The organism is Streptomyces sp. NPDC058665, from assembly GCF_042714995.1.
Taxonomy (GTDB): domain Bacteria; phylum Actinomycetota; class Actinomycetes; order Streptomycetales; family Streptomycetaceae; genus Streptomyces.
Genome location: NZ_JBHXRX010000004.1, coordinates 119,028 through 138,557 on the forward strand (window position 1 = coordinate 119,028; position 19,530 = coordinate 138,557).

General features: G+C 70.1%; 13 protein-coding genes and 1 pseudogene. 7 read left to right on the top strand and 7 right to left on the bottom strand.

What is annotated here, in order from left to right; genetic code table 11:
* Positions 1 to 79: 79 nt before the first annotated feature.
* The 5 genes and pseudogenes from ACFWV8_RS03820 to ACFWV8_RS03840 form a co-directional block, all read right to left on the bottom strand.
* Positions 80 to 913 (bottom strand): ABC transporter permease, encoded by an 834-nt coding sequence (locus tag ACFWV8_RS03820; protein WP_384197695.1) that lies wholly within the window; start codon positions 911 to 913, stop codon positions 80 to 82.
* A pseudogene (locus ACFWV8_RS03825) lies at positions 913 to 1,841 on the bottom strand (ATP-binding cassette domain-containing protein). The gene ACFWV8_RS03820 and the pseudogene ACFWV8_RS03825 overlap by 1 nt, the downstream one beginning before the upstream one ends.
* Positions 1,842 to 2,065: 224 nt before the next feature.
* A complete protein-coding gene (locus tag ACFWV8_RS03830; protein ID WP_384197697.1) occupies positions 2,066 to 2,929 on the bottom strand; it encodes an SDR family NAD(P)-dependent oxidoreductase in 864 nt (287 codons plus the stop codon).
* A 48-nt stretch (positions 2,930 to 2,977) separates the two neighbouring features.
* Positions 2,978 to 3,997, bottom strand: a complete 1,020-nt coding sequence (locus tag ACFWV8_RS03835; RefSeq protein ID WP_384197699.1) for a DUF4331 family protein — start codon at positions 3,995 to 3,997, stop codon at positions 2,978 to 2,980.
* A gap of 261 nt (positions 3,998 to 4,258) precedes the next feature.
* Positions 4,259 to 4,762: a MarR family winged helix-turn-helix transcriptional regulator gene (locus ACFWV8_RS03840; protein WP_384197701.1), complete on the bottom strand. Its 504-nt coding sequence runs from the start codon at positions 4,760 to 4,762 to the stop codon at positions 4,259 to 4,261.
* Positions 4,763 to 4,824: 62 nt separating this feature from the next.
* Between ACFWV8_RS03840 and ACFWV8_RS03845 the strand changes: the two genes are divergently transcribed.
* The 6 genes from ACFWV8_RS03845 to ACFWV8_RS03870 all read left to right on the top strand — a co-directional run bounded on the left by ACFWV8_RS03845 (position 4,825) and on the right by ACFWV8_RS03870 (position 14,030).
* Positions 4,825 to 5,694, top strand: coding sequence for an SDR family NAD(P)-dependent oxidoreductase (locus ACFWV8_RS03845; protein ID WP_384197703.1), 870 nt, complete (start codon positions 4,825 to 4,827; stop codon positions 5,692 to 5,694).
* 66 nt (positions 5,695 to 5,760) lie between these two features.
* Positions 5,761 to 6,969, top strand: a complete 1,209-nt coding sequence (locus tag ACFWV8_RS03850) for a metallophosphoesterase (RefSeq protein WP_384197704.1) — start codon at positions 5,761 to 5,763, stop codon at positions 6,967 to 6,969.
* A gap of 186 nt (positions 6,970 to 7,155) precedes the next feature.
* Positions 7,156 to 7,569 carry a hypothetical protein gene (locus tag ACFWV8_RS03855; RefSeq protein WP_384197706.1) on the top strand — a complete coding sequence of 138 codons (414 nt, stop codon included), beginning with the start codon at positions 7,156 to 7,158 and terminating at the stop codon, positions 7,567 to 7,569.
* A gap of 3 nt (positions 7,570 to 7,572) precedes the next feature.
* Positions 7,573 to 11,418, top strand: coding sequence for an NACHT and WD repeat domain-containing protein (locus ACFWV8_RS03860; protein WP_384197708.1), 3,846 nt, complete (start codon positions 7,573 to 7,575; stop codon positions 11,416 to 11,418).
* 91 nt (positions 11,419 to 11,509) lie between these two features.
* Positions 11,510 to 13,306, top strand: coding sequence for a protein kinase (locus ACFWV8_RS03865; protein ID WP_384197710.1), 1,797 nt, complete (start codon positions 11,510 to 11,512; stop codon positions 13,304 to 13,306).
* Between the two features lie 145 nt (positions 13,307 to 13,451).
* Positions 13,452 to 14,030, top strand: a complete 579-nt coding sequence (locus ACFWV8_RS03870; protein ID WP_384197712.1) for a dihydrofolate reductase family protein — start codon at positions 13,452 to 13,454, stop codon at positions 14,028 to 14,030.
* A gap of 63 nt (positions 14,031 to 14,093) precedes the next feature.
* On the opposite strand, the gene ACFWV8_RS03875 is transcribed toward ACFWV8_RS03870, so the two are convergent.
* Together ACFWV8_RS03875 and ACFWV8_RS03880 are read right to left on the bottom strand one after the other, a co-directional pair.
* A complete protein-coding gene (locus tag ACFWV8_RS03875) occupies positions 14,094 to 16,328 on the bottom strand; it encodes a penicillin acylase family protein (protein ID WP_384197714.1) in 2,235 nt (744 codons plus the stop codon).
* A 176-nt stretch (positions 16,329 to 16,504) separates the two neighbouring features.
* Complete coding sequence (locus tag ACFWV8_RS03880; RefSeq protein ID WP_384197716.1) at positions 16,505 to 17,497, bottom strand: 2-hydroxyacid dehydrogenase; 993 nt, start codon at positions 17,495 to 17,497, stop codon at positions 16,505 to 16,507.
* Positions 17,498 to 17,870: 373 nt separating this feature from the next.
* Between ACFWV8_RS03880 and ACFWV8_RS03885 the strand changes: the two genes are divergently transcribed.
* Positions 17,871 to 19,529 carry an ABC transporter substrate-binding protein gene (locus ACFWV8_RS03885; protein WP_384197718.1) on the top strand — a complete coding sequence of 553 codons (1,659 nt, stop codon included), beginning with the start codon at positions 17,871 to 17,873 and terminating at the stop codon, positions 19,527 to 19,529.
* Position 19,530: the final 1 nt, after the last annotated feature.

Consider the following 19,530-nt stretch of genomic DNA (forward strand, 5'->3'; position numbering starts at 1 on the left):
AGCGCCTCCCCCCGGACCCGGTCCGCGGCGACAGCCGCGCGGTCCGGACTCATGGGCCCGCTTGTCCTCACTTCCCCGCTCAGGCGTCGGTCCGCTTCAGCCGGATGGCCGCCGCGGTCAGGGCGAGTGCCACCCAGCCGGCGAAGACCGCGATCCCGGCACCGGGGGAGAGGGAGTCGGCCGACCGGTGCAGGGCGAACACGGCTTCTCCGGCAGTGCTCGGGAAGTACGGCTGGAGGGTGTCGGACAGCGAGGCGGGCAGCAGCGAGACCAGGTTCGGCAGGATCATCAGGATACCGACCAGGGCGGTGATGCCCCCGGCAGGAGAGCGCAGCAGCGCCCCCAGGGCCACCCCGAACACCGCCACGAGGGCCAGATAGACCCCGGCACCGAGCAGGCCGCGCAGCACACCGTCGTCCCCCAGCGACAGGGCGATCTTCTCGCCGTCCAGGCCGACCGCGCCCAGCTGGAACGCCACGAACGCGCCGATCGTACTGAGGCCCAGCACCAGCGCCGCCACCACGGCGCTCTTGGAGAACAGCACCGGCAGCCGTCTGGGGACCGCCGCGAGCGTGGAGCGGATCATGCCCGTGCTGTACTCGCCCGCGAACAACAGCACTCCGAGCGAGCCTACGATCAGCGACGCGAACCCCACGCCCATCAGCGACAGGCTGACCGCGTCGGTGGAGCCCTCCGGGGACATCGGGCCGTCGCCCGCAGCCGCCCCCGGGCTGTACATGTAGGCGGCGATCGCCCCGAAGGCGAGCAGTACGACCACGGAGACGGTCAGGGTGATCCAACTGGAGCGCAGCGACCAGAACTTGGCCCACTCCGAGCGCAGCACCCCACGGTGCGTCACCTTGCGCACCGTCGTCGCGGCGGCGGGCGCCACGGAAAGTGAGGAGGTGGTCATCACGCGGCCTTTCGATCGGTGTTCACGGACGCGCTGTGGTACTCCACGGCGTCGCGGGTGAGGTCCATGAAAGCCGTCTCCAAGGAGGCGGACTGCGGGGTCAGCTCGTACAGCGGCACCCCGTGAGAGGCGGCGATCGTCCCGATCTCCCGGGCGGTACGTCCGGAGACCACCAACTCCGCGGCGGAGTCCGAGGTGATCACCACATCCGGGCTCGCCAGCAGTGGCCGCAGCCGCTCCGCCTGGTCGGTGACGACTTTCACGCCACCTCCGCCGGCGGACAGGGTGAAGTCGTCCAGCGTGGTGTCCGCGAGCAGTCTTCCGCGGCCGACGATGACCAGATGGTCGGCGATCAGCGCTATCTCGCTCATCAGGTGCGAGGAGAGCATCACCGCCCGGCCCTCCTCGGCCAGCCCGCGAAGGAGGTTGCGCACCCACAGCACCCCCTCCGGGTCAAGTCCGTTGACCGGCTCGTCCAGCATGACGATGTCCGGATCACCGAGGAGCGCCGCGGCGATACCGAGCCGCTGCCCCATCCCGAGCGAGAAGGCCCCCACCCGCTTCCCGGCCACACTCGTCAGCCCGGCCAGCTCGATCACCTCGTCCACCCGGCGGCGCGCGATGCCGTGCGTGTGCGCCAGCGCCATCAGATGTCCGCGCGCGCTGCGCCCGGGGTGGACGGACTTGGCGTCGAGCAGAGTACCGATCTCATGCAGCGGCGCCGCGTGCTTCGCGTACGCACGCCCATTGACGGTGACGGAGCCCCCGGTGGGCGTGTCCAGACCGACGATCATCCGCACGGTCGTCGACTTCCCCGCCCCGTTGGGCCGAGGAACCCGGTCACCTCACCAGGCTTGACGGAGAAGCTGAGACGGTCCACGACCGTCTTGTCGCCGTACCGCTTGGTCAGCTCTCGTGCTTCGATCATCGAGATCGCCCTTCGTGCTCCGATACCGGCCACGGAATGTCCGTGACCTCCGCTTCCGAAGCTACGGGCGGAAAAGACACACTCACTGGACCTGCGGGCGACTCTTCGCGGCCCCACTGGTACCGCGGTACCAGTGGGACCCCTGACAACGTGCGAGCCCCGCACCCCGAGGCCCGTCCCGGAATCGTCCGGTGGCCGCGGAGCTCCTCCTCACGCGCTCGGGTTCACGCGCTCGGGCGACTCGCGAGGGTCTGGTGGTAGTTCTTTCCCCGGGCCAATCCGAGGACCCGGGCGACCTGCCGATGAGTCAGCGCGGTCGCGATCAGGTCGCCGACGCGTGGTGACAGAGCCTCGCCGAGCAGCAGCATGTTGGCCGTACGCGGCAGCACGACACGCCGCCTGTTGTGCCGCACCGCGGCCACCACGGCTACGGCGACGTCCTGCGACGAGAGCGGGGTCATGTGCCGGAACGGGGGAGGCATCTCCGCTTCCTCCGCGTCGCTGAGCAGGTCGGTGGCGGCGATCGCCGGATGAATCACCGAGACCTGGATACCGGTGCCCGCCAGCTCCTGGCGAAGACTGTCCGAGAACGCGGAGATCGAGTGCATGACGATCGCGTACGAGCCGAATCGGGCAAACGCTTTACGTCCCATCACGGATGACATGTTGACGATCGTGCCCGACTTCTGCCGCCGAAGTACCGGGAGAGTACGTTGCGTTACATTGATCATTCCGAAGAGGCTCGCCCGCATGGTCTGACGGACGTCGTCCTCGAACGTCGCCGATTCGACCGCGCTCACCTTTCCGATTCCGGCGTTGTTGACGAGCACGTCGATTCTTCCGAATCGGTTGACTGCGGCTTCCACGAGGGCTGCCACAGCGTCGTTCGAGGTCACGTCGGTCGGCACCGACAGTGCCTCCGCACCCAGATCGCGGACCTCCTGCTCCACGCGGTCGAGTCGGTCGACCGAGCGGGCCGCGAGAACGAGCTTGGCTCCTTCGTGGGCGAACGCCAGCGCGACGGCTCGGCCGATTCCTCGTGAGGCGCCCGTGACCAGCACTACCTTGTCCGTGAATGATGTATTCATCTGAGCTCCTCCTCATCCGGCCCGCAGCCCGGTCTCCGCAGGGTTCCGTCAGGAAGCGGGTGCGGGGTGCGGGTTGCCGAGGTACGGGAAGCGGTTCAGGGTGTCGGTGTGAGGTGACAGGCCGGTGGGCGGGGCCTCGTTCTTGGTGAGGAACGCGACGCGGATGTCGATGACGTCTTCCGTGAACGTACGGCCGTTGGGGTACGCGGCGGGCTTGGACGGGTCGAAGCGCAGCACGTCCGGCAGGATGCCGTGCTCGTCGAGCGCGGCGATCGCCTCCTCCCGCGCGTAGTCGCCGGTGTGCCCCAGCAGGTGGACGAACTGGTCCGTCCACCGCGCCCTGTCGTTGACGGGCTCGCTCGCGTTGTACTCCTCCTTGGTGTCGTCGGTGTTGAAGAAGCTGCTCACCGACGGGTGCCCGGCCCGGTCGGCGTGTACGAGTTCACCGTCGCGCAGGACACTGCACCGGCCCCAGACATGCAGCTCGGACCGGGGCGCCAGCTCGGCGGTCGGCAGTTCGACGGCCATCGAGAAGACGTTGGCCGTGCTGTTGGAGTCGACGCCGGTCCACGGGGACTCCCCGCTCAGATGCGGTTCGGTGAAATTCCGCTTGCCGCTGGTGTCGAAGAGGTTCTGGATGCCGTCGAAGTCGAAGAAGAAGGCGTCACTGCGGCTGCCGGCGGCCACCTTGTAGTCGCCGCTGGTGACCACGTTGGCCTCGGTGGCGAAGGAGACCGCCGCGTCCGACACGATCTTGGTGCCCACTGCCTCGGGTTTACGGGAGTCCGGGCCGGTCGCCATGAAGACGCTGTAGGTCTGCGAGCCGTCGGCCGCAGGGCGGCTGAACACCCAGCTGAAGGCGACGTCGGTCAGGTAGTCGCCGTCGTTGTCGATGTTGAGGCGGTACACGGCGTCGGGGTGCAGGGGGTCAGCGTTGGGATTGGCGTTGAGGATCAGAACGGTTCTGCTCGGATCGCCGGGTGCCCCGAAGGCGTACAGGTCGCACAGATCGAGACGCTGGTCGCCGAGCGGCGCCCCAAGGCTGAGGCCGGTGAAGTGGTTGGACATGTCAGGCTTCCTCTGCTCGCTCGCCAGGAGACCACCAGGGCGCACGAACAGCCGTTACGCCGCTCGTGAGGTGCGTCCGCACCAGGGCGGTGCAGCCAAGCTAGCCCGCCGCACCGGTCCGACCGCCGAAGGCGAAAGCACCGCCGTGAAATGGCCCTCGAATGGGCCACCGCTCCTGGGCCCCGTACCGCAGCCCGGCGGACGGGGCGGACCATGCGGAGATCTGTTCCGGTCAGTGGGGCGATGAGGGCGGGTGGGGTGTTACGGGCTGACGTCGGGCGTCATCTCGTCCGCTACGTCGGTCCGTTCGCGCCGCGCGTCGTCGAGGGACGCCCGCGTGCGGGTGAGCAGCCTTTCCAGATCGGCCAGTTGACCTTGGTCGAGGGCTCCGAAGATCTGTCGCAGAACCTGTCGGCCGGCGTGCTCGCCGGCCCTGAGGGCCGACCGTCCCTTGTCCGTCAGTTCGACGGTCTTGCGGCGTCGGTCGGTGGGGTCGGTGGCGCGGGTGATCAGGCCGAGGCGTTCGAGAGCCTCCACGGCCTGGGTGACCGAGCGGGGTGCCTGGCCGAGCGCCTCGGCGAGTTCGGCCTGGTGCATGCCGCCGTGCGAGGCGAGGAGCTGAAGCAGTTTGGTCCGGGCCAGCGACAGTCCCGCGGCGGCCATGCGCTGGTCGACCGCGCCTCTGACCTGGTGGGCGACGGTCAGGAACCGCAGGCCCGCACGCGCTGGGTCGGTGCCGGCTGTTGGTGCTTCGTGATCGCTCATGGTGTCGGGTATCGTCGCACACAGGATTCATGAGGTACCTCACGAATGGAGTGATGATGACCATGACCCGACCCGTTGCCGTGATCACCGGTGCGACGTCCGGACTGGGCCGCGTCACCGCCCTGGGCCTGGCGCGCCGCGGCTACCGGCTGGGCATTGTGGCCCGGTCCGAGGCCAAGGCCGGAGCGCTCCTGACGGAGCTGGGGAGTGTGGCCGACGACGTACAGGCGGATGTCTTCCTCGCCGATCTTGGGCTCGTCGCGCAGGCGCGGCGGGCGGGGCGGGAGATCGCCGCGCGGTACGGGCGGGTGGACGCGCTGGTCAACAACGCGGGCCTGCACGCCTTCGGTCAGCGCATCACGGCCGAGGGCCTCGCGGAGATGACCGCGGTGAACTACCTCGGCCCCTTCGCGCTCACCGAGGAGCTGACCGGCACGCTCCGGGCGTCCGCTCCGGCGCGCGTCGTCAACGTCGCGTCGGAGGCGGCCCGGCGGGCAGGCGGCATCGCCCCGGCCACGGATCTGCGGAACACCGACCCGTACACGCGGCGCGAATCGATGGCGCTGTACGGCCGCACGAAGCTGATGACCATCATGTGGACCCAGGAACTGGCCCGGCGTCTGGACGCCGCTCGGACCACGGTCAACTGCTGCGATCCCGGCTTCAATGTCACCGGCCTGGGACGGGATCTGCCCGGCTCCGCCGTTCTCCACCGTGCGCTGAGCACGCTCAGGGTGGGCGACCCGCGCAGGGGCGCCGGAATCATCCTGCGTCTCGTGACCGACCCGGCGTTCGCGTCGACCAGCGGCGGTTACTTCTCCGTACGCGACGCCAAGCCCTTGCAGTGCCCGGAGCCGGGACGCGGCGAGCAGGTGCAGCGCCAACTGTGGTCGGAAACGGTGTCGTTGCTCGACGGCATGCGGTCCGCGTAGCGCGTCGCCGCTGGTCTTCGCCTGACACAGACCGCCTGACCGGCTTTTATAACCCACAGGAACAACATGCCGATTCTTTACGCGACGGCCGCACTTGCCGCGATAGCCGCCCTGACCGCGCTGCACTGGTACGTCTGGCGGCGCCTCGTTCGGGACACCATGCGGCGTCACTCCGTCCCATGGCTCCTGGCCACCTTTGTCTTCGTCACGGGACCACTCCTGGCGGCGGGTGCCACCGCGGCCCGCCTCACCCACGCACCCTTCCGGCTCCAGCAAGTGCTGTCCTGGCCCGGCTACTTGTGGGCAGCCCTCTTTCTCTATCTGACACTCGCATTGCTGGCGGCCGAATTTGTGCGTCCCCTGTTCCACCGGTGGGGCGCGGTCAAGTCGCCGACCGATACGCGCGCGGACGACGGTCCGCAGGCCCGCCCGGTCCCCCTGCCGAGCCCAGCGTCACGACGGGTCTTCATCGCCCGCACCGTGGGCGGCGCCGCGGCGGCGGTCGCTCTCGGCACGGTGGGGCACGGCACGTACAGCGTCCTGAAAGGCCCGCGGGTGAAACGCCTGACCGTCCCGCTGGCCAAACTGCCGCGCAGCGCGCACGGCTTCCGCGTCGCGGTCGTCAGCGACCTTCATCTGGGGCCGATCCTGGGGCGTGGCTTCACGGAGCGGGTCGTCGACACCATCAACGCGACCCAGCCCGATCTGATCGCCGTGGTCGGCGACTTGGCCGACGGCACCGTCCAAGACCTCGCCCCTGCCGCCGAACCGCTCTCCCGCCTGCGGGCACGCCACGGCGCCTTCTTCGTCACCGGCAACCACGACTACTTCTCCGGAGCCGAGGCCTGGATCGACGAGATACGCGAACTCGGCCTGCACCCGCTGCTGAACTCCCGTACCGAGATGCCCGGATTCGACCTGGCGGGCGTGAACGACCTGACCGCCACAGCACACGGCGAAGGACCTGACTACGCCAGAGCCCTCGCGGACCGCGACAGGACCCGCGCCGCCATCCTCCTCGCACACCAGCCGGTCCAGGTCCACCAGGCCGCCGAGTACCACGTCGATCTGCAACTGTCCGGGCACACCCACGGCGGTCAGCTCTGGCCAGGTAACCTCATCGCCCAACTGACCAACCCCACGGCCGCCGGTCTCGCCACCTACGGCCCCACCAAGCTGTACGTCACCCGCGGCGCCGGAGCGGCGGGCCCGCCGGTACGGGTGGGCGCCCCGTCCGACATCACGGTCATCGAACTCGCCTCCACCCGCGCGTGACGCGTACGGAATGGCCGGTCAACCATGTGAGATAAGTTGCCCGCCATGACTGGACTCGGGCCCGTCGCCGCGAACAGGGCTTGCTGCGGCCCCGCTGTGTGCACGATCCGTGAACCCGGTGGCGGAGGACGGAAAACAAGGGTTATACACGGGGTCTGACGGACCGTCGGCGAACAGGAGGCAGTGATGGAAGCTGAGTTGGCGGCGCTCGCCTCGTCGGCGGCCACCGTGGTGGTGCAGCAACTGGCCACCAGCGGCTGGGAGAAGGTGCAGACCTCGCTCGGCACGCTGTGGCGCCGGGTCTACCCCGACCGCGCCGGCACCGTCGAGGCCGAGCTGGAGGAGACCCGTGCGGACGTGATCGCCGCTCGGGAGGCCGAGGACGCCGAGGCCGAGCGGGGCCTCGTCGTGGAATGGCGGTCGAGGCTGCGCAGGCTGCTCGTGGCCGACCCGTCCCTGGCGGCCGAACTCCGCCGCGTACTGGAGGAGTTCGAGCCCCCGGAACCAACGGCCGGCGATGTGATCACGATGACCGCGACAGCTTCCCGGGGCGGTCGGGTGATCCAGGGCGGCCGGGACGTGCATGTCACCGGTGAGTGAGCGATGAGCTCCCCCACGGGCGACGACGAGAACCCCGGGCCGAACGCCTCCGACCCGCCGCCCGAGGGCAACCGCCTCGACGCGCGCGCCTCCCGAGGCGCCACCGCGATCGTCGCGGGACGGGACGTGTACATCACCTACACGCACGGCACGCGCCGCCGGCGGCGTTCCGAGAAGGGGGACCCGTCCCGGGAGTGTCCCTATCCCGGTCTGGCCGCCTTCGGGGCGGATTCCGCGCGGTGGTTCTTCGGACGCGACCAGCTCGTCGCGGAGTTGACCACCCGCCTCGACCGGCGGCTGCGCACCGGCGGCACGCAGATGGTCGTCGCTCCATCGGGGGCGGGGAAGACCTCGCTGTTACGGGCCGGGCTGCTGCCCCGGCTGGACCGGGGAGCGCTGCCCGGCTCGGCCCACTGGCCGAAGATCGTCCTCACGCCGGGATCGGAGCCCCTGCACGCGCTGGCCGCCGGGATCGCGTCGCTGACCGGGAGCGAGACGGGCGACGTCGCCGCGGAACTCGTCGCGGACCCGCGGAAGGCGCTGGCGGGGCTGTCGTCCCCGGAGCGGCCGGGCGACGGTGCGGTGATCGTGGTGGACCAGTTCGAGGAGCTGTTCACCGTCTGCACGGACGAGCGGCAGCGACGTACCTTCATCGAGGTGCTCGACAGCCTCTCGGAGGTACGGGAGGGCCGCGCCGCCCTGGTCGTCGTCGGCCTCCGCGCGGACTTCTACACGAGGTGCGTCGACCACCCACGGCTGCGCGCCGCGCTGGAGGACTCCCCGCTGGTCGTCGGCCCGATGTCGGAGGCGGAGCTCCGTCAGGCGATCGTCTACCCCGCCGAGGACGTCGGCCTGGAGGTCGAAGCCGGCTTGGAGGAGCTGCTGCTGACCGACCTCGGGGCGTCGTGGCGCGGGGGAGCCGAGGGCACCGGCGGCTATGAGACGGGCCGACTGCCGCTGCTGGCACACGCGCTGCGGTCCTGCTGGCAGGAGCGCACCGGCCGTGTCCTGTCCGTTCAGGGCTACGTGGACACCGGCGGCATCAAGAACGCGGTCGCCAGGACCGCCGACTCCGTGTACGGCGCCCTGGACGAGACCGACCGTGGGCTCGCCCGTTCGCTTCTGCTCCGCCTGGTGAACATCGGCGACGGGACCGAGGACACCCGCCGGCGCGTCGCGCGGGAGGAGCTGATCCGTGCCACCGGCGACGGACCGAGAGCGGCGCTGGTATTGGAGGCGTTCACCAAGGCCCGCCTGCTGACAGTGCAGTTGGACTCGGTGGAGATCTCCCACGAGGTGCTGCTGACAAGCTGGCCCCTGCTGAAGGGATGGATCGACGACGACCGCGGCGGCCGGCTGACCCTCCAGCGTCTGGAGGACGCCGCGGAAGCGTGGCACGAGGGCGGACACGAGTCGTCGCTGCTCTACGGGGGGAGCCGGCTGGAGACGGCCGAGTCCTGGGCCGCCGGCGCCCGGCCGGACGAACCGAGCACCACCGCACGGGAGTTCCTGGCGGCCTCCGCCCATGCCCGGCGCCGCACCGGCCGGGTGCGGGCGGGGATCACGGCCACGCTCGCGGTGCTCGCCCTGCTGGCCGGCGTCGGCGCGGTCGCGGCGTTCACACAGCAACGCGAGGCCCGTGGGCAGCAACAGGAGGCCGAACGGCAGCGGGATCTCGTTCTCTACAACCAAGTCATCGCCACCGCCGACCGGTTGAGCGGCACCGACGTGTCCGTCGCGGCCCAACTCGACGCGATCGCCCAGCGGATGAACCCGGGCGGGGACAGCTACTCACGTCTGACCACGGCCGCCAACGGGCCGCTGTCCACGCCCTTCACCGCTCATCGCGCCGCCGTCTGCGCGCTGGCGCTCGCCCCGGACGGACGCACCCTGGTCACCGGCAGCTTCGACAACACGGTCCGGCTGTGGGACATCTCGGACATGACGCGGCCGAGACCACGGGGCGAACCGCTGACCGGATTCGCCGACGGCGTCTGCGCGCTGGCGTTCAGCCCGGACGGGCGCACCCTGGCCACCGGCAGCCACGACAGCTCGGTCCGGTTGTGGGACCTCTCGGAGTCCGGGCGTCCGGAGCCCCTGGGCCCGCCTCTGCCCGGGTACGAGCAGGCCGCGGGGGTGCACACCCTTGCCTTCAGCCCGGACGGGCGGGTCCTGGCGACGGGGAGTTACCCCGCCGTCCGCGTGGTCGGCGGTGACCCCGGACTGCGCCTGTGGGACGTGTCCAATCGGGCCGACCCCGAGCTTCTGGGCCGGAGCGCGGAGGGGGCGATGGACGTCGACCATCTGGCGTTCACTCCCGACGGGCGCAGACTGGTGACCAGTCCGGGGGGCATGGGATTCCGGGTGTGGGACATCGCCGACCCGAAGCGTCCGGAGATCCTGGGCAGCGCGCCGAAGGGGCACGAGCGGATGGTGAGCGCGCTGGTGGTGAGCCCGGACGGCCGCACCGTGGTCACCGGGAGCTCCGACAAGACGCTGCGGGTGTGGGACATCTCGAAGCCGGAGCGGATCGCGCCCCGTGGGCAGCCCGTCACGGACCTTGCCCACGGCATCGAGTCGTTGGCGTTCGCCGACGACGGCCTGTCGGTGGCCGCGGCATCCGACGACGCCTCGGTCCAGCTCTGGAACCTCTCGGATCCCACCGCCCCCGTACCTCTCGGTGCTCCGCTGGCGGGTCATACCGGGAACGCCGGCGTCCTGGTCTTCGCCCCCGATGGAAGGACGTTGATCGCCGGTGACCAGGCACGGACGGTCCGGATGTGGAAACTGCCGGTGCATCTGCCCATCGGCCGTACCCTCGGCCGTTCCTTCCCCAACTCCGTCGACGCCCTGGCGTTCAGCCCGGACGGGCGGACCCTGGCCAGTGGGCACTTCGACAAGTCGGTGCGACTGTGGAACGTCTCCGACCGTGCCCGGCCCGTACTCCTGAGCGAACCGCGGAAGGTGCACACGTACACGGTGTGTGCCCTCGCGTTCAGCGCCGACGGGAAGACACTGGCCAGTGGCAGCCGGGACGAGACGGTCCTGCTCTGGGACGTCTCCGACCCGAAGCGGCCCAGAGCCCTGCGGAAACTGACCGGTCACGCCGCGGGCGCCTGCGCGCTGGACTTCAGCTCCGACGGCCGCACGCTGGCGACCGGTACGGAATCGGGCTCCGTGTTCCTGTGGGACGTCGCGGACCCCGCACAGCCCAGCAGCCTGGGACGGTCCCTGATCGAAGTCGACGAAGCCATCGAGTCCCTGGACTTCAGCCCGGACGCGCGCACACTGGCCGCCGGGGCGGGTGACGCCCGGGTGCGGCTGTGGGACGTCTCGGAACGGAGCCAGGCGGCGCCGTTGGGGGAACCGCTCAGCGCGCACACGGCGAGGGTCGGCGCGCTCTCCTTCAGCCCGGACGGGCACACCCTTGCCACCGGGGGAACGGACGCGGTGCGACTGTGGGACGTCTCCGACCCGGCCGGACCCGGCGCGCTGCGCACGCTGGCCATCGACACGAACACCGTCGGTTCCCTGATCTTCACCCCGGACGGAAAGACGCTGATGAGCGGTGCGCGGGAGACCGTTCAGTTGTGGGACGTGTCCGTGCCCCGGAAGGCGCTTCCCCGCGGTGAACCGCTGACGGGTCACACCGGCGGCGTCAAGGCGCTGGCGCTCAGCCCCGACGGCCGGACTCTGGCCAGTGGCGGAGGCGACCAGGTGATCAAGTTGTGGGAGCTGGACGCGGGTCGGAACGTCGAGCGGATCTGCGCCGGCACCAGGAAGTCGCCGACCGCCGAAGCATGGAGCAGACACATCAGCGGCGGCATCCCCTTCCCGGCCCCCTGTTAGCGGACCTCGGCTTCGCCACGTACCTGAACAACGCCTAGTCTCGTCCGAGTTGACCCGCGACCGGGCGGGCAGAACGGGGAGCGGCACCATCATGAGCGGTACCGACGGGGACGGGCGCGACGAGCCGGACGGGCGGGACGACGGGGCGGACGGGGGTATCAAGCCGCTCGCGGTGAGCGATCCCGCGCGCATCGGGCCGTATCTGCTGCTCGGGCGGCTCGGTGCGGGTGGCATGGGGCGGGTGTTCCTCGCGCGGTCGGACAACGGGCGGACCGTGGCCGTGAAGGTGGTACACGAAGAGCACGTGTCCGACCGGCAGTTCAGGGCGCGGTTCCGGCGGGAGATCGAGGCCGCGCGGAAGGTCGGCGAGCGGTATACGGCGCCGGTCCTCGACGCGGGTCCGGCGGACGAACCGCCGTGGGTCGCCACGGCGTACGTTCCCGGACTCTCGCTGGAACAAGTCGTGCGGCTGTACGGGCCGTTGCCGGCCGCCTCCCTGCACACCCTCGCCGACGGACTCCTGAAGGCGCTCAAGGACATTCACGGTGCCGGGATCGTGCACCGCGACCTGAAGCCGTCCAACGTGATGCTCACCGTGGACGGAACGAAAGTCATCGACTTCGGGATCGCGAGAGCTCTCGAAACGTCCGTCGAGTCGCTGTTGACCAGTACAGGGATGGTTATCGGCTCCCCGGGGTTCATGTCGCCCGAGCAGGTGCTCGGGGAGCGCGTGGGGGCCAAGAGCGATGTGTTCACCCTCGGGTGTGTGCTGACGTACGCGGCGACCGGGCAGCTCCCCTTCGGGCAGAGGGCCAGCAATCAGCACGCGGTGATGTTCCAGATCGTGGAGGGCGAACCCGATCTGACGCGGGTCGAGGACGCCGCGCTGCGGGCGTTCATCGCCCGCTGTCTGACGAAGCGCGTCGACCAACGGCCGGACGTCGACGAGCTGTTGGCGGACCCCGAGGGGCCCCGGCCCAGCGCCGCGCGCGGCGCCTGGCTGCCTGCCGGTGTCGTCACGCACCTGGCGCAGCAGTCCGCACGGCTGCTCGACGCCGAGGCGGCGCCGGTGCGCGAGGAGGCGGTGGACCTGGAGACCGTCGGGCTGCGGCCGAAGGACGGGCCTCCCGAGGTCGTCCCGCCGGACAACGACCCCGCTACCCGGCGGGAGCCGGAACGGCGGCCCCGCCGCCGTACGCTGATCGTTCTGCCCATCGTCGCGGTCATCACGGTCGGCGGCGGCTCGGTCGTTCTGCTCCAGCCCTTCGGGGACGATGACGGAACGCGCGCCAAGTCGCCGGGCGCCAGCGCGAGTGCCACTCCTGGCGGGGACAACTCGCCGAGTGCGCCCACCAGTTCGCCTACCAAGGGAGGAAACGGGAAGGGCGAGGACGGCGAGAAGAGGCAGGCCGGCGAGGAGAAGCCGGACGGACCGAACGCCCGGGAGAGCGGCGGCAGTTCGTCGGTCCCTGACTCCGACGGCGGCTCCGCCACCGGCAGCGGCTCGGGCTCGGCAGGATCCGCCGGCTCCTCCGGTTCGGACGGCGGAGATCCGTCCGGCGCCGGAGGCACGGCCGCCGGCTCGCGCCCGCCGGCCATGACGAGCTACCGGGTCGACTACACCAACTCCTGCGTCGGCGCGTGCGACATGCCGATCAAGGTGAGCTGGTCGGCGATCCCCCGAGCGACCAGATACGACGTCCACTACACCAACAAGGGCAGCGACTTCACCGAGAAGAGCGTCGACACCACGTACTCGACCGGCGGCACCAGCTACACGATCAAGGGCCCGTACTCCGGTGACGAGATCTGCGTCACGGTGCGCGCGGCCAACGAGCACGGCGCCTCCGCCTGGGCGGAGACCTTCTGCGAGACGGTGGCGTACTGACGCCCTGACACGTCCCCCTGGAGCAGCCGGCGGGACTCGCACGGGTCATCAGGGAGCTCACTCCCGGCGCGCTACGGCGATGAGTCCTGCCGTGGTCGGCAGTCTCTATCTCCGACAGGCCACCAACCGCACTCAGGAGACCATCGTGACCGCGACCTACACATTCGACGTCTTCTCCAGCCTCGACGGCTTCGGCGCCGCCGGCGGCGACTGGACCGGCTACTGGGGCAAGCAGGGCCCCGAACTCCTCGACCGCCGCCTCGGCTTGTACGGCGAGGAGCAGCGGATGGTCTTCGGGGCCAACACCTACCGGCTGTTCGCGCGGATGCTGGCGGAGAGCACCGAGGAGTCCGAGGTACGCGACCCGTGGGTCACCCGGATGGTGAACACTCCGGCGACGGTGGTGTCCACCACCCTGGAAGGATCCCTCGACTGGCCGGACGCGACCCTCGTGAGTGGCGACGCCGTCGATGTCGTCGCGCGCCTCAAGGAGGAGTCCGCCGTACCGCTGCGCTCGCACGGCAGCCTGGCGATGAACAGGGCGCTGATGGCCGCCGGTCTGGTCGACCGCGTCCAGGTCACGCTCTACCCGGTGATCACCGGCCGGACCGGACTGGACCCGATCTTCCAGGGCGCGGCGGACTTCGACCTGGAGCTGATCGAGCATCGGACGCTCGACAACCACATCCAGGAGCTGATCTACCGGCCCACCCTGCACGCCTGACCCCGTCCACGCGTCCCGTCCACGCACCCCGGCAGGCACCCCGCCCGCGCACCCGGGCGCCCGTCACCTGCCGGGCCGGTACCTCCGCTCGACATGCCCCTTGAGGTCGTCGGGATAGAAGTAGACGGGCCGCAGATCGCCGCTCGCGTAGCGTTCGGCCTGGTCGTCGAAGTGCGGTGAGTCGGGGTGCCCGCTCACCCCGCCCGCCGTCACCGCCCAGGCGCGAAGCCGCGGTCCGAACTCCACCACCGCCACGAAACTGTTGCCGCTGGTGCCGTAGTAGCGCTTCGTACCCGGGTAGGCCCTGGCCCCGAACGAGGCGAGGGAGCCCCAGCGCGACGAGGCGAAAGGCACGGGGATGCTCGGCTTGGCGTCGCTGAACTCCTGCACGATCGCACCGTTGTTGCGCTGGTAGCGGTTGATCTCGCCCCACGGCACCCGCCAGTCGCCGAAGTTCCCGCGCAGCCGCTGCGTCGCCGTCTCCAGCGCGCCGAGCCGCTGGGCGTCGGTGGCGCGGTCGGCGATGTAGTCCCATCCCGACATCCCGGCCGCTGCCGCCGCCTGGGAGGTGAGCGCCCAGATGTCCTCACCCCAGAACACGGCCACCGATGTGGCCGTCGACCTCGCGGACCACCGGTGGTTCCAGTCGCGGAGCAGCCCGACCGGGCCGGCCAGCCTCACCTTCCGCGCGTCGTGCTCCGGCAGTCGGTCCCATGCGGCGACGAGCCCCGGCAGCAGCCGCGCGAAGGCGGTGAGGTACGGGTCGAACGCCGCCTCGATCAGGGTCCGAGGGGTGAAGTCGTCGCGCGCGGTGAGCACCCGGATCGCCTGCGGACCGCGCGGATTCTCGCCGGCCCGGTCGAAGTAGCGCGGATAGTCGGCCGCGTCGGGGCTGTCCGCACCGGCGGCGGTCCAGGGCCAGTTGTTGGTGTTGAACGCCCAGCCGTTCTTGGGGTTCACCGCCCGCGGCATGCTGTCCAGGCTGTGCGTTCCGCGCCAGTCGGTCGCCGGGTCACTGCCGTCGACGGGCTTGAGATAGTTGAACCGATCGTCCCTCACCGGCATGAACTGCGGCATCAGGAAGGCTATTTCGCCCTTCGAGTCCGCGAAGAGCGTGTTGTTCGAGCTGTTCGCCTTCAGTCCCGCGACCTTCAGATACTGCGAGTAGTCGCGTGTCGTGGTGCGCAGGAAGCTCTGGGTGAGCGCCTCGACGGGCTTGTTCATCAGCGCGCACGCGATCCACTTGCCGTCCGCCTCCCGCACGACGGGGCCGTGGTGCGTGGCCAGTGTGGTGAAGTCGCGCTTCCCCTGCCCGCCCTCCGGGGTACGGAAGGACAAGGTGACGGTCTTGGCGGCGACGGGGCGCAGTTCGTCGCCGTAACGGTAGGAACGGGTTCCGTCGGCCCCCGTCACGATCGTCTCGGCGAACTCGTCGATGTTGTCGACGCCACTCGTCGTGTGCATCCAGCCCGTGTGCGCGTTGAAGCCCTGGTAGATGAAGAACTGCCCCCATGTCGCGGCGCCGTAGACATCGAGCCCCTCGCGGCTCGTCACATGCTGTTCCGCGCGGAAGAAGAAGCTGGTGTGCGGATTGATCAGCAGCAGGGCGTGGCCGTCGCGCGTGTGGCTGGGCGCGATGGCGATGCCGTTCGACCCCGTGGGTTCGCGGAGCACCAGCCCGCGTTCCTCGTCGGTGATCGGCACCTCCCGCTCCTCGTAGAAGGCTTGCAGCTGGGAGAGCAGCACCGACTCGATGTCGCCGCCGATGCTCCCCTCCGAGAAGCTCAGCGGCATCCACGGCTCGAACCGGTCGAGCACGCGCGGGCGCACCTCCGGGTGGGTGGCGAGGTAGTGGTTGAGTCCGTCGGCCCACGCCCGCATCAACCCGCGCAGCCACGCCGGGCACTTGGCGTAGTCCTTCTTCAGCGCCTCGGGATCGAGGAACAGCCGCTGACGCAGGTCCTGCCAGATGGCGCTCTCGCCCTCGGCCTCGGCGAGCCGACCGAGGGCGACGAGGTAGTTCTGCTCGATACGGTTGAAGTCGTCCTCCGCCTGGGCGTACATCATCCCGAACACCGCGTCGGCGTCGCTCTCGCCCATGACGTGCGCGACGCCCCAGTCGTCCCGCGTGATCGTCACCCGGGCGGCGTGTCGGCGCCAACGCGCCTCATCCGCCGGAGACGACGCCGATGCCGCGAACGCGGTGCCGGACGGCACCCCTGCCGCGGCGACGGCCAGCCCGGCCGCTCCGCCCAGGACGCGGCGTCGGCTCACTTCGGTGGATCGCGGACGGCTCATGAGCGGCTCCTTCTTCCTTCGAGGATCAGGGGACCAGGTGATCTCCCGGACCCCGCGAGGGAGTTCGGGTGATCACCCACGCGGACAGTCCTATCGAGTTGAACGCACCCTGACAAGAACCTCGCCGGCTCCCTCCGCGTGCTGCCGACGCGTCACGCCGTGCGTCTCGCCGCGCGTCACGCGCCCGGTACGGGAGTGACCAGGGTGCCCTCGGTCATGAACTGCCGGAGGTTCCGGAAGGCGAGTTCCGCCATCGCCTCGCGCGTCTCGTGCGTACCACTGGCGATGTGCGGCAGGAGCACCACGGAGTCGAGTCCCATCAGGGCTTCCGGGACACGCGGTTCGTCGGCGAAGACATCGAGGGCCGCCCCGGCGATCCCGCCCGACACGAGGGCGGCGACCAGCGCCGGTTCGTCGATGACACTGCCCCGCGCGATATTGACCAGATAGCCCTGCGGCCCGAGCGCTTCGAGCACTTCGGCGGAGACCAGACCCCGGGTGCCGTCGCCCCCGGCGGCCGCGACCACGAGCACATCGGCGCCGGCGGCGAGGGCGTGCGGCGATTCGGCGTACCGGTACGGCACGTCGTCCGCGGCGGTACGCGAGTGGTAGCTCAGCTCGACGTCGAACCCTTGGAGCCGCCTCGCGATGGCGCGGCCGATCCGGCCGAGGCCGAGAATGCCGACGCGCTTTCCGCTGACCTTGGTGGTGAGGGGGAAGCCGCCGGGAACCCATTCGCCACGACGTACGTAACGGTCGGCGGCGGAGAGCCGGCGCATCACGTCGATCAGGCCGCCCACGGCGAGGTCCGCCACGCAATCGGTCAGCACGTCGGGGGTGTTGCTCACCTCGATCCCGCGCGCGTGGGCATAGGAGACGTCCGTCGTCTCGTAGCCGACACCGAAGTTGACGATCGCCCCGAGCCGGGGCAGCGCGTCCATGAGGTCGTGCGAGACCCCGGTCCGTGCCCGGGTCATGACCGCCACCACCTCGTCGCCGTGGTCCCGCAGATAGCCGGCTGGATCGGGCAGCTCGGCCAGTCGCACCGTGCGGTGGTGCTCCGCGAGAGAGGACTCAAGTGAGGCGGGCAGCGGGGCGAGTTGAAGGACGGTTCCGTCGTGCGGGGCGGGGGAGACGGACCGCGGTGGCTCCGGGGCGTACAGCGTCATGGTGGTGCTCCAAGGTCGAGGGAACTGCCCGGAGCGTAAGTGCCTCAGGCCAACCTGTCGAACACGGGCCCGGATCGAAAACCGCCTGGACCCGCCCCCGTGGAGCCCGGCAGACTCGGCCGACCGGGGTCCGGAGCGTCGTGGAAACCCACCACGAGCGGGGGAGCGAAAGCATCAATCCCATGCTCAGCGCGGTGCGGGAGCTCAAAGCGGCCGGTTCTGACGCTTCTGAGGGTCTCTTGTCGCACCTCTTGACGGCCCCATAGGGCAAGCCTACGGTTCCGTCTATAAATGCAAACTGCGTTCGCATTTATAGACAACTCCCGCTGGCTCCGCGCCTCCTGTAGTACCCACTCAGCCCATCGGAGAGACGATGCTGTCTTCCGTACGTCCGTCAGCCCAGCTTTCCGACCCGCACGACCCGCCTCATCCCTCGCGTCTTCCCCAGCCTCTTGCACGGCGGCCCGACCGCGGTAGAGGCGGTACCGCCCTCGTCGCCGGACTCGCCGCCGCGGGGCTGCTGTTCACCAGCGCGTGCACCGTCGCGAACAGCGACACCGGAGGCGAGGTCGGCGCGGCCGGCGGCAACACCCTGCGCATCGTGCTCGATCAGGAGCCGCCGACCCTCGAACCCTGCGAGTCGTCACTCGCCTCGACCGGCGTCGTCGTCCGCTCCAACGTCACCGAACCGCTCATCGAGCGGGACCCCACCTCCGGTGAGCTCCGACCGCTGCTCGCGACAGGCTGGCGCCAGACGGCGCCCACCACCTGGAGCCTCGACACCCGACCCGGTGTCACCTTCCAGAACGGGCAGAAGTTCACGGCGAAGGACGCCGCGTTCTCCATCGACCGCGCGGTCAACTCCGACCTCGCCTGCAACGTGGACGGCTACGTCTTCGACGACGACGGAGTCGACGTACGGGCCACGAGCGCCACCCGACTGACGGTCACCACCGCGAAGCCGGACCCGATCCTTCCCCTGCGGCTGAGCTTCATCGAGATCGTTCCGCACACGACCAGCACCGAGGCCAAGGTCAGAAAGCCGATAGGCACCGGCCCCTACGCCATCGGCGGCTGGCAGACCGGCGTGTCCATCACGCTCGACCGCAACGACACGTACTGGGGAGAAGCTCCCGCGTACGCCCGCGCCCGCTACGTATGGCGGTCCGAACCGAGCGTACGCGCCGCGATGATCACCAAGGGCGAGGCCGACATCGCGACCGCCCTCGACCCCAAGGACGCCACCGAGGAGAACTCGGTCGCCTATCCGAACAACGAGACCACGGCGCTACGGCTCGACGGACGCGAGGCCCCGCTCGACGACATCCGGGTCCGCAAGGCGATCGACATGGCCATCGACCGGCAGGCCATCTCCAGGACCCTCTTCGGCGAACTCGGCACGCCCGCCGCGCAACTCGTCCCCAGGGGCGTGGTGGGATTCAACAGCGACCTCACCCCGACCGTGCCCGACCCCGGGGCCGCCCGCGCCCTCGTGAAGGCGGCGAAGGCCGACGGCGTACCGGTCGACCGGAAGATCACCCTGGTCGCGCGCAACGGGCAGTTCCCCCGCGTCGCCGAGACGGCCGAGGCGCTCCAGTACCAGATGGCCCAGGTGGGGCTGAACGTCAAGATCCTGATGGCCGACACCGCCGCGCACCTCCAGTACCAACTGCGGCCCCTCCCCGAGAACGTCGGCCCGATCGCGCTGCTGATCATGCACGGCAACCAGGCGGGCGACGCGGCGTTCACCGCCAGCCAGTACCTGCTCAGCGAAAGCCCCCAATCGACCTTCGGAACACCCGAGTTGGACCGGCGGGTCGCGGCGGCGACCGCCCTGTCCGGCGACAAGCGCCAGAAGGCGTTCGCCGAGGTCATCGCGTACCAGAACAAGGCCGTCGCGCAGTACGTCCATCTCGCGCACATGCGCGGACTGCTCGGTCTGGCGTCGTCGGTGCGCTACAAACCGAACTCCGCCACCGGCGACGAACTGCGACTGGCCGAGGTCGCCCCCGCCGAGGGAAAGGGCCGATGAG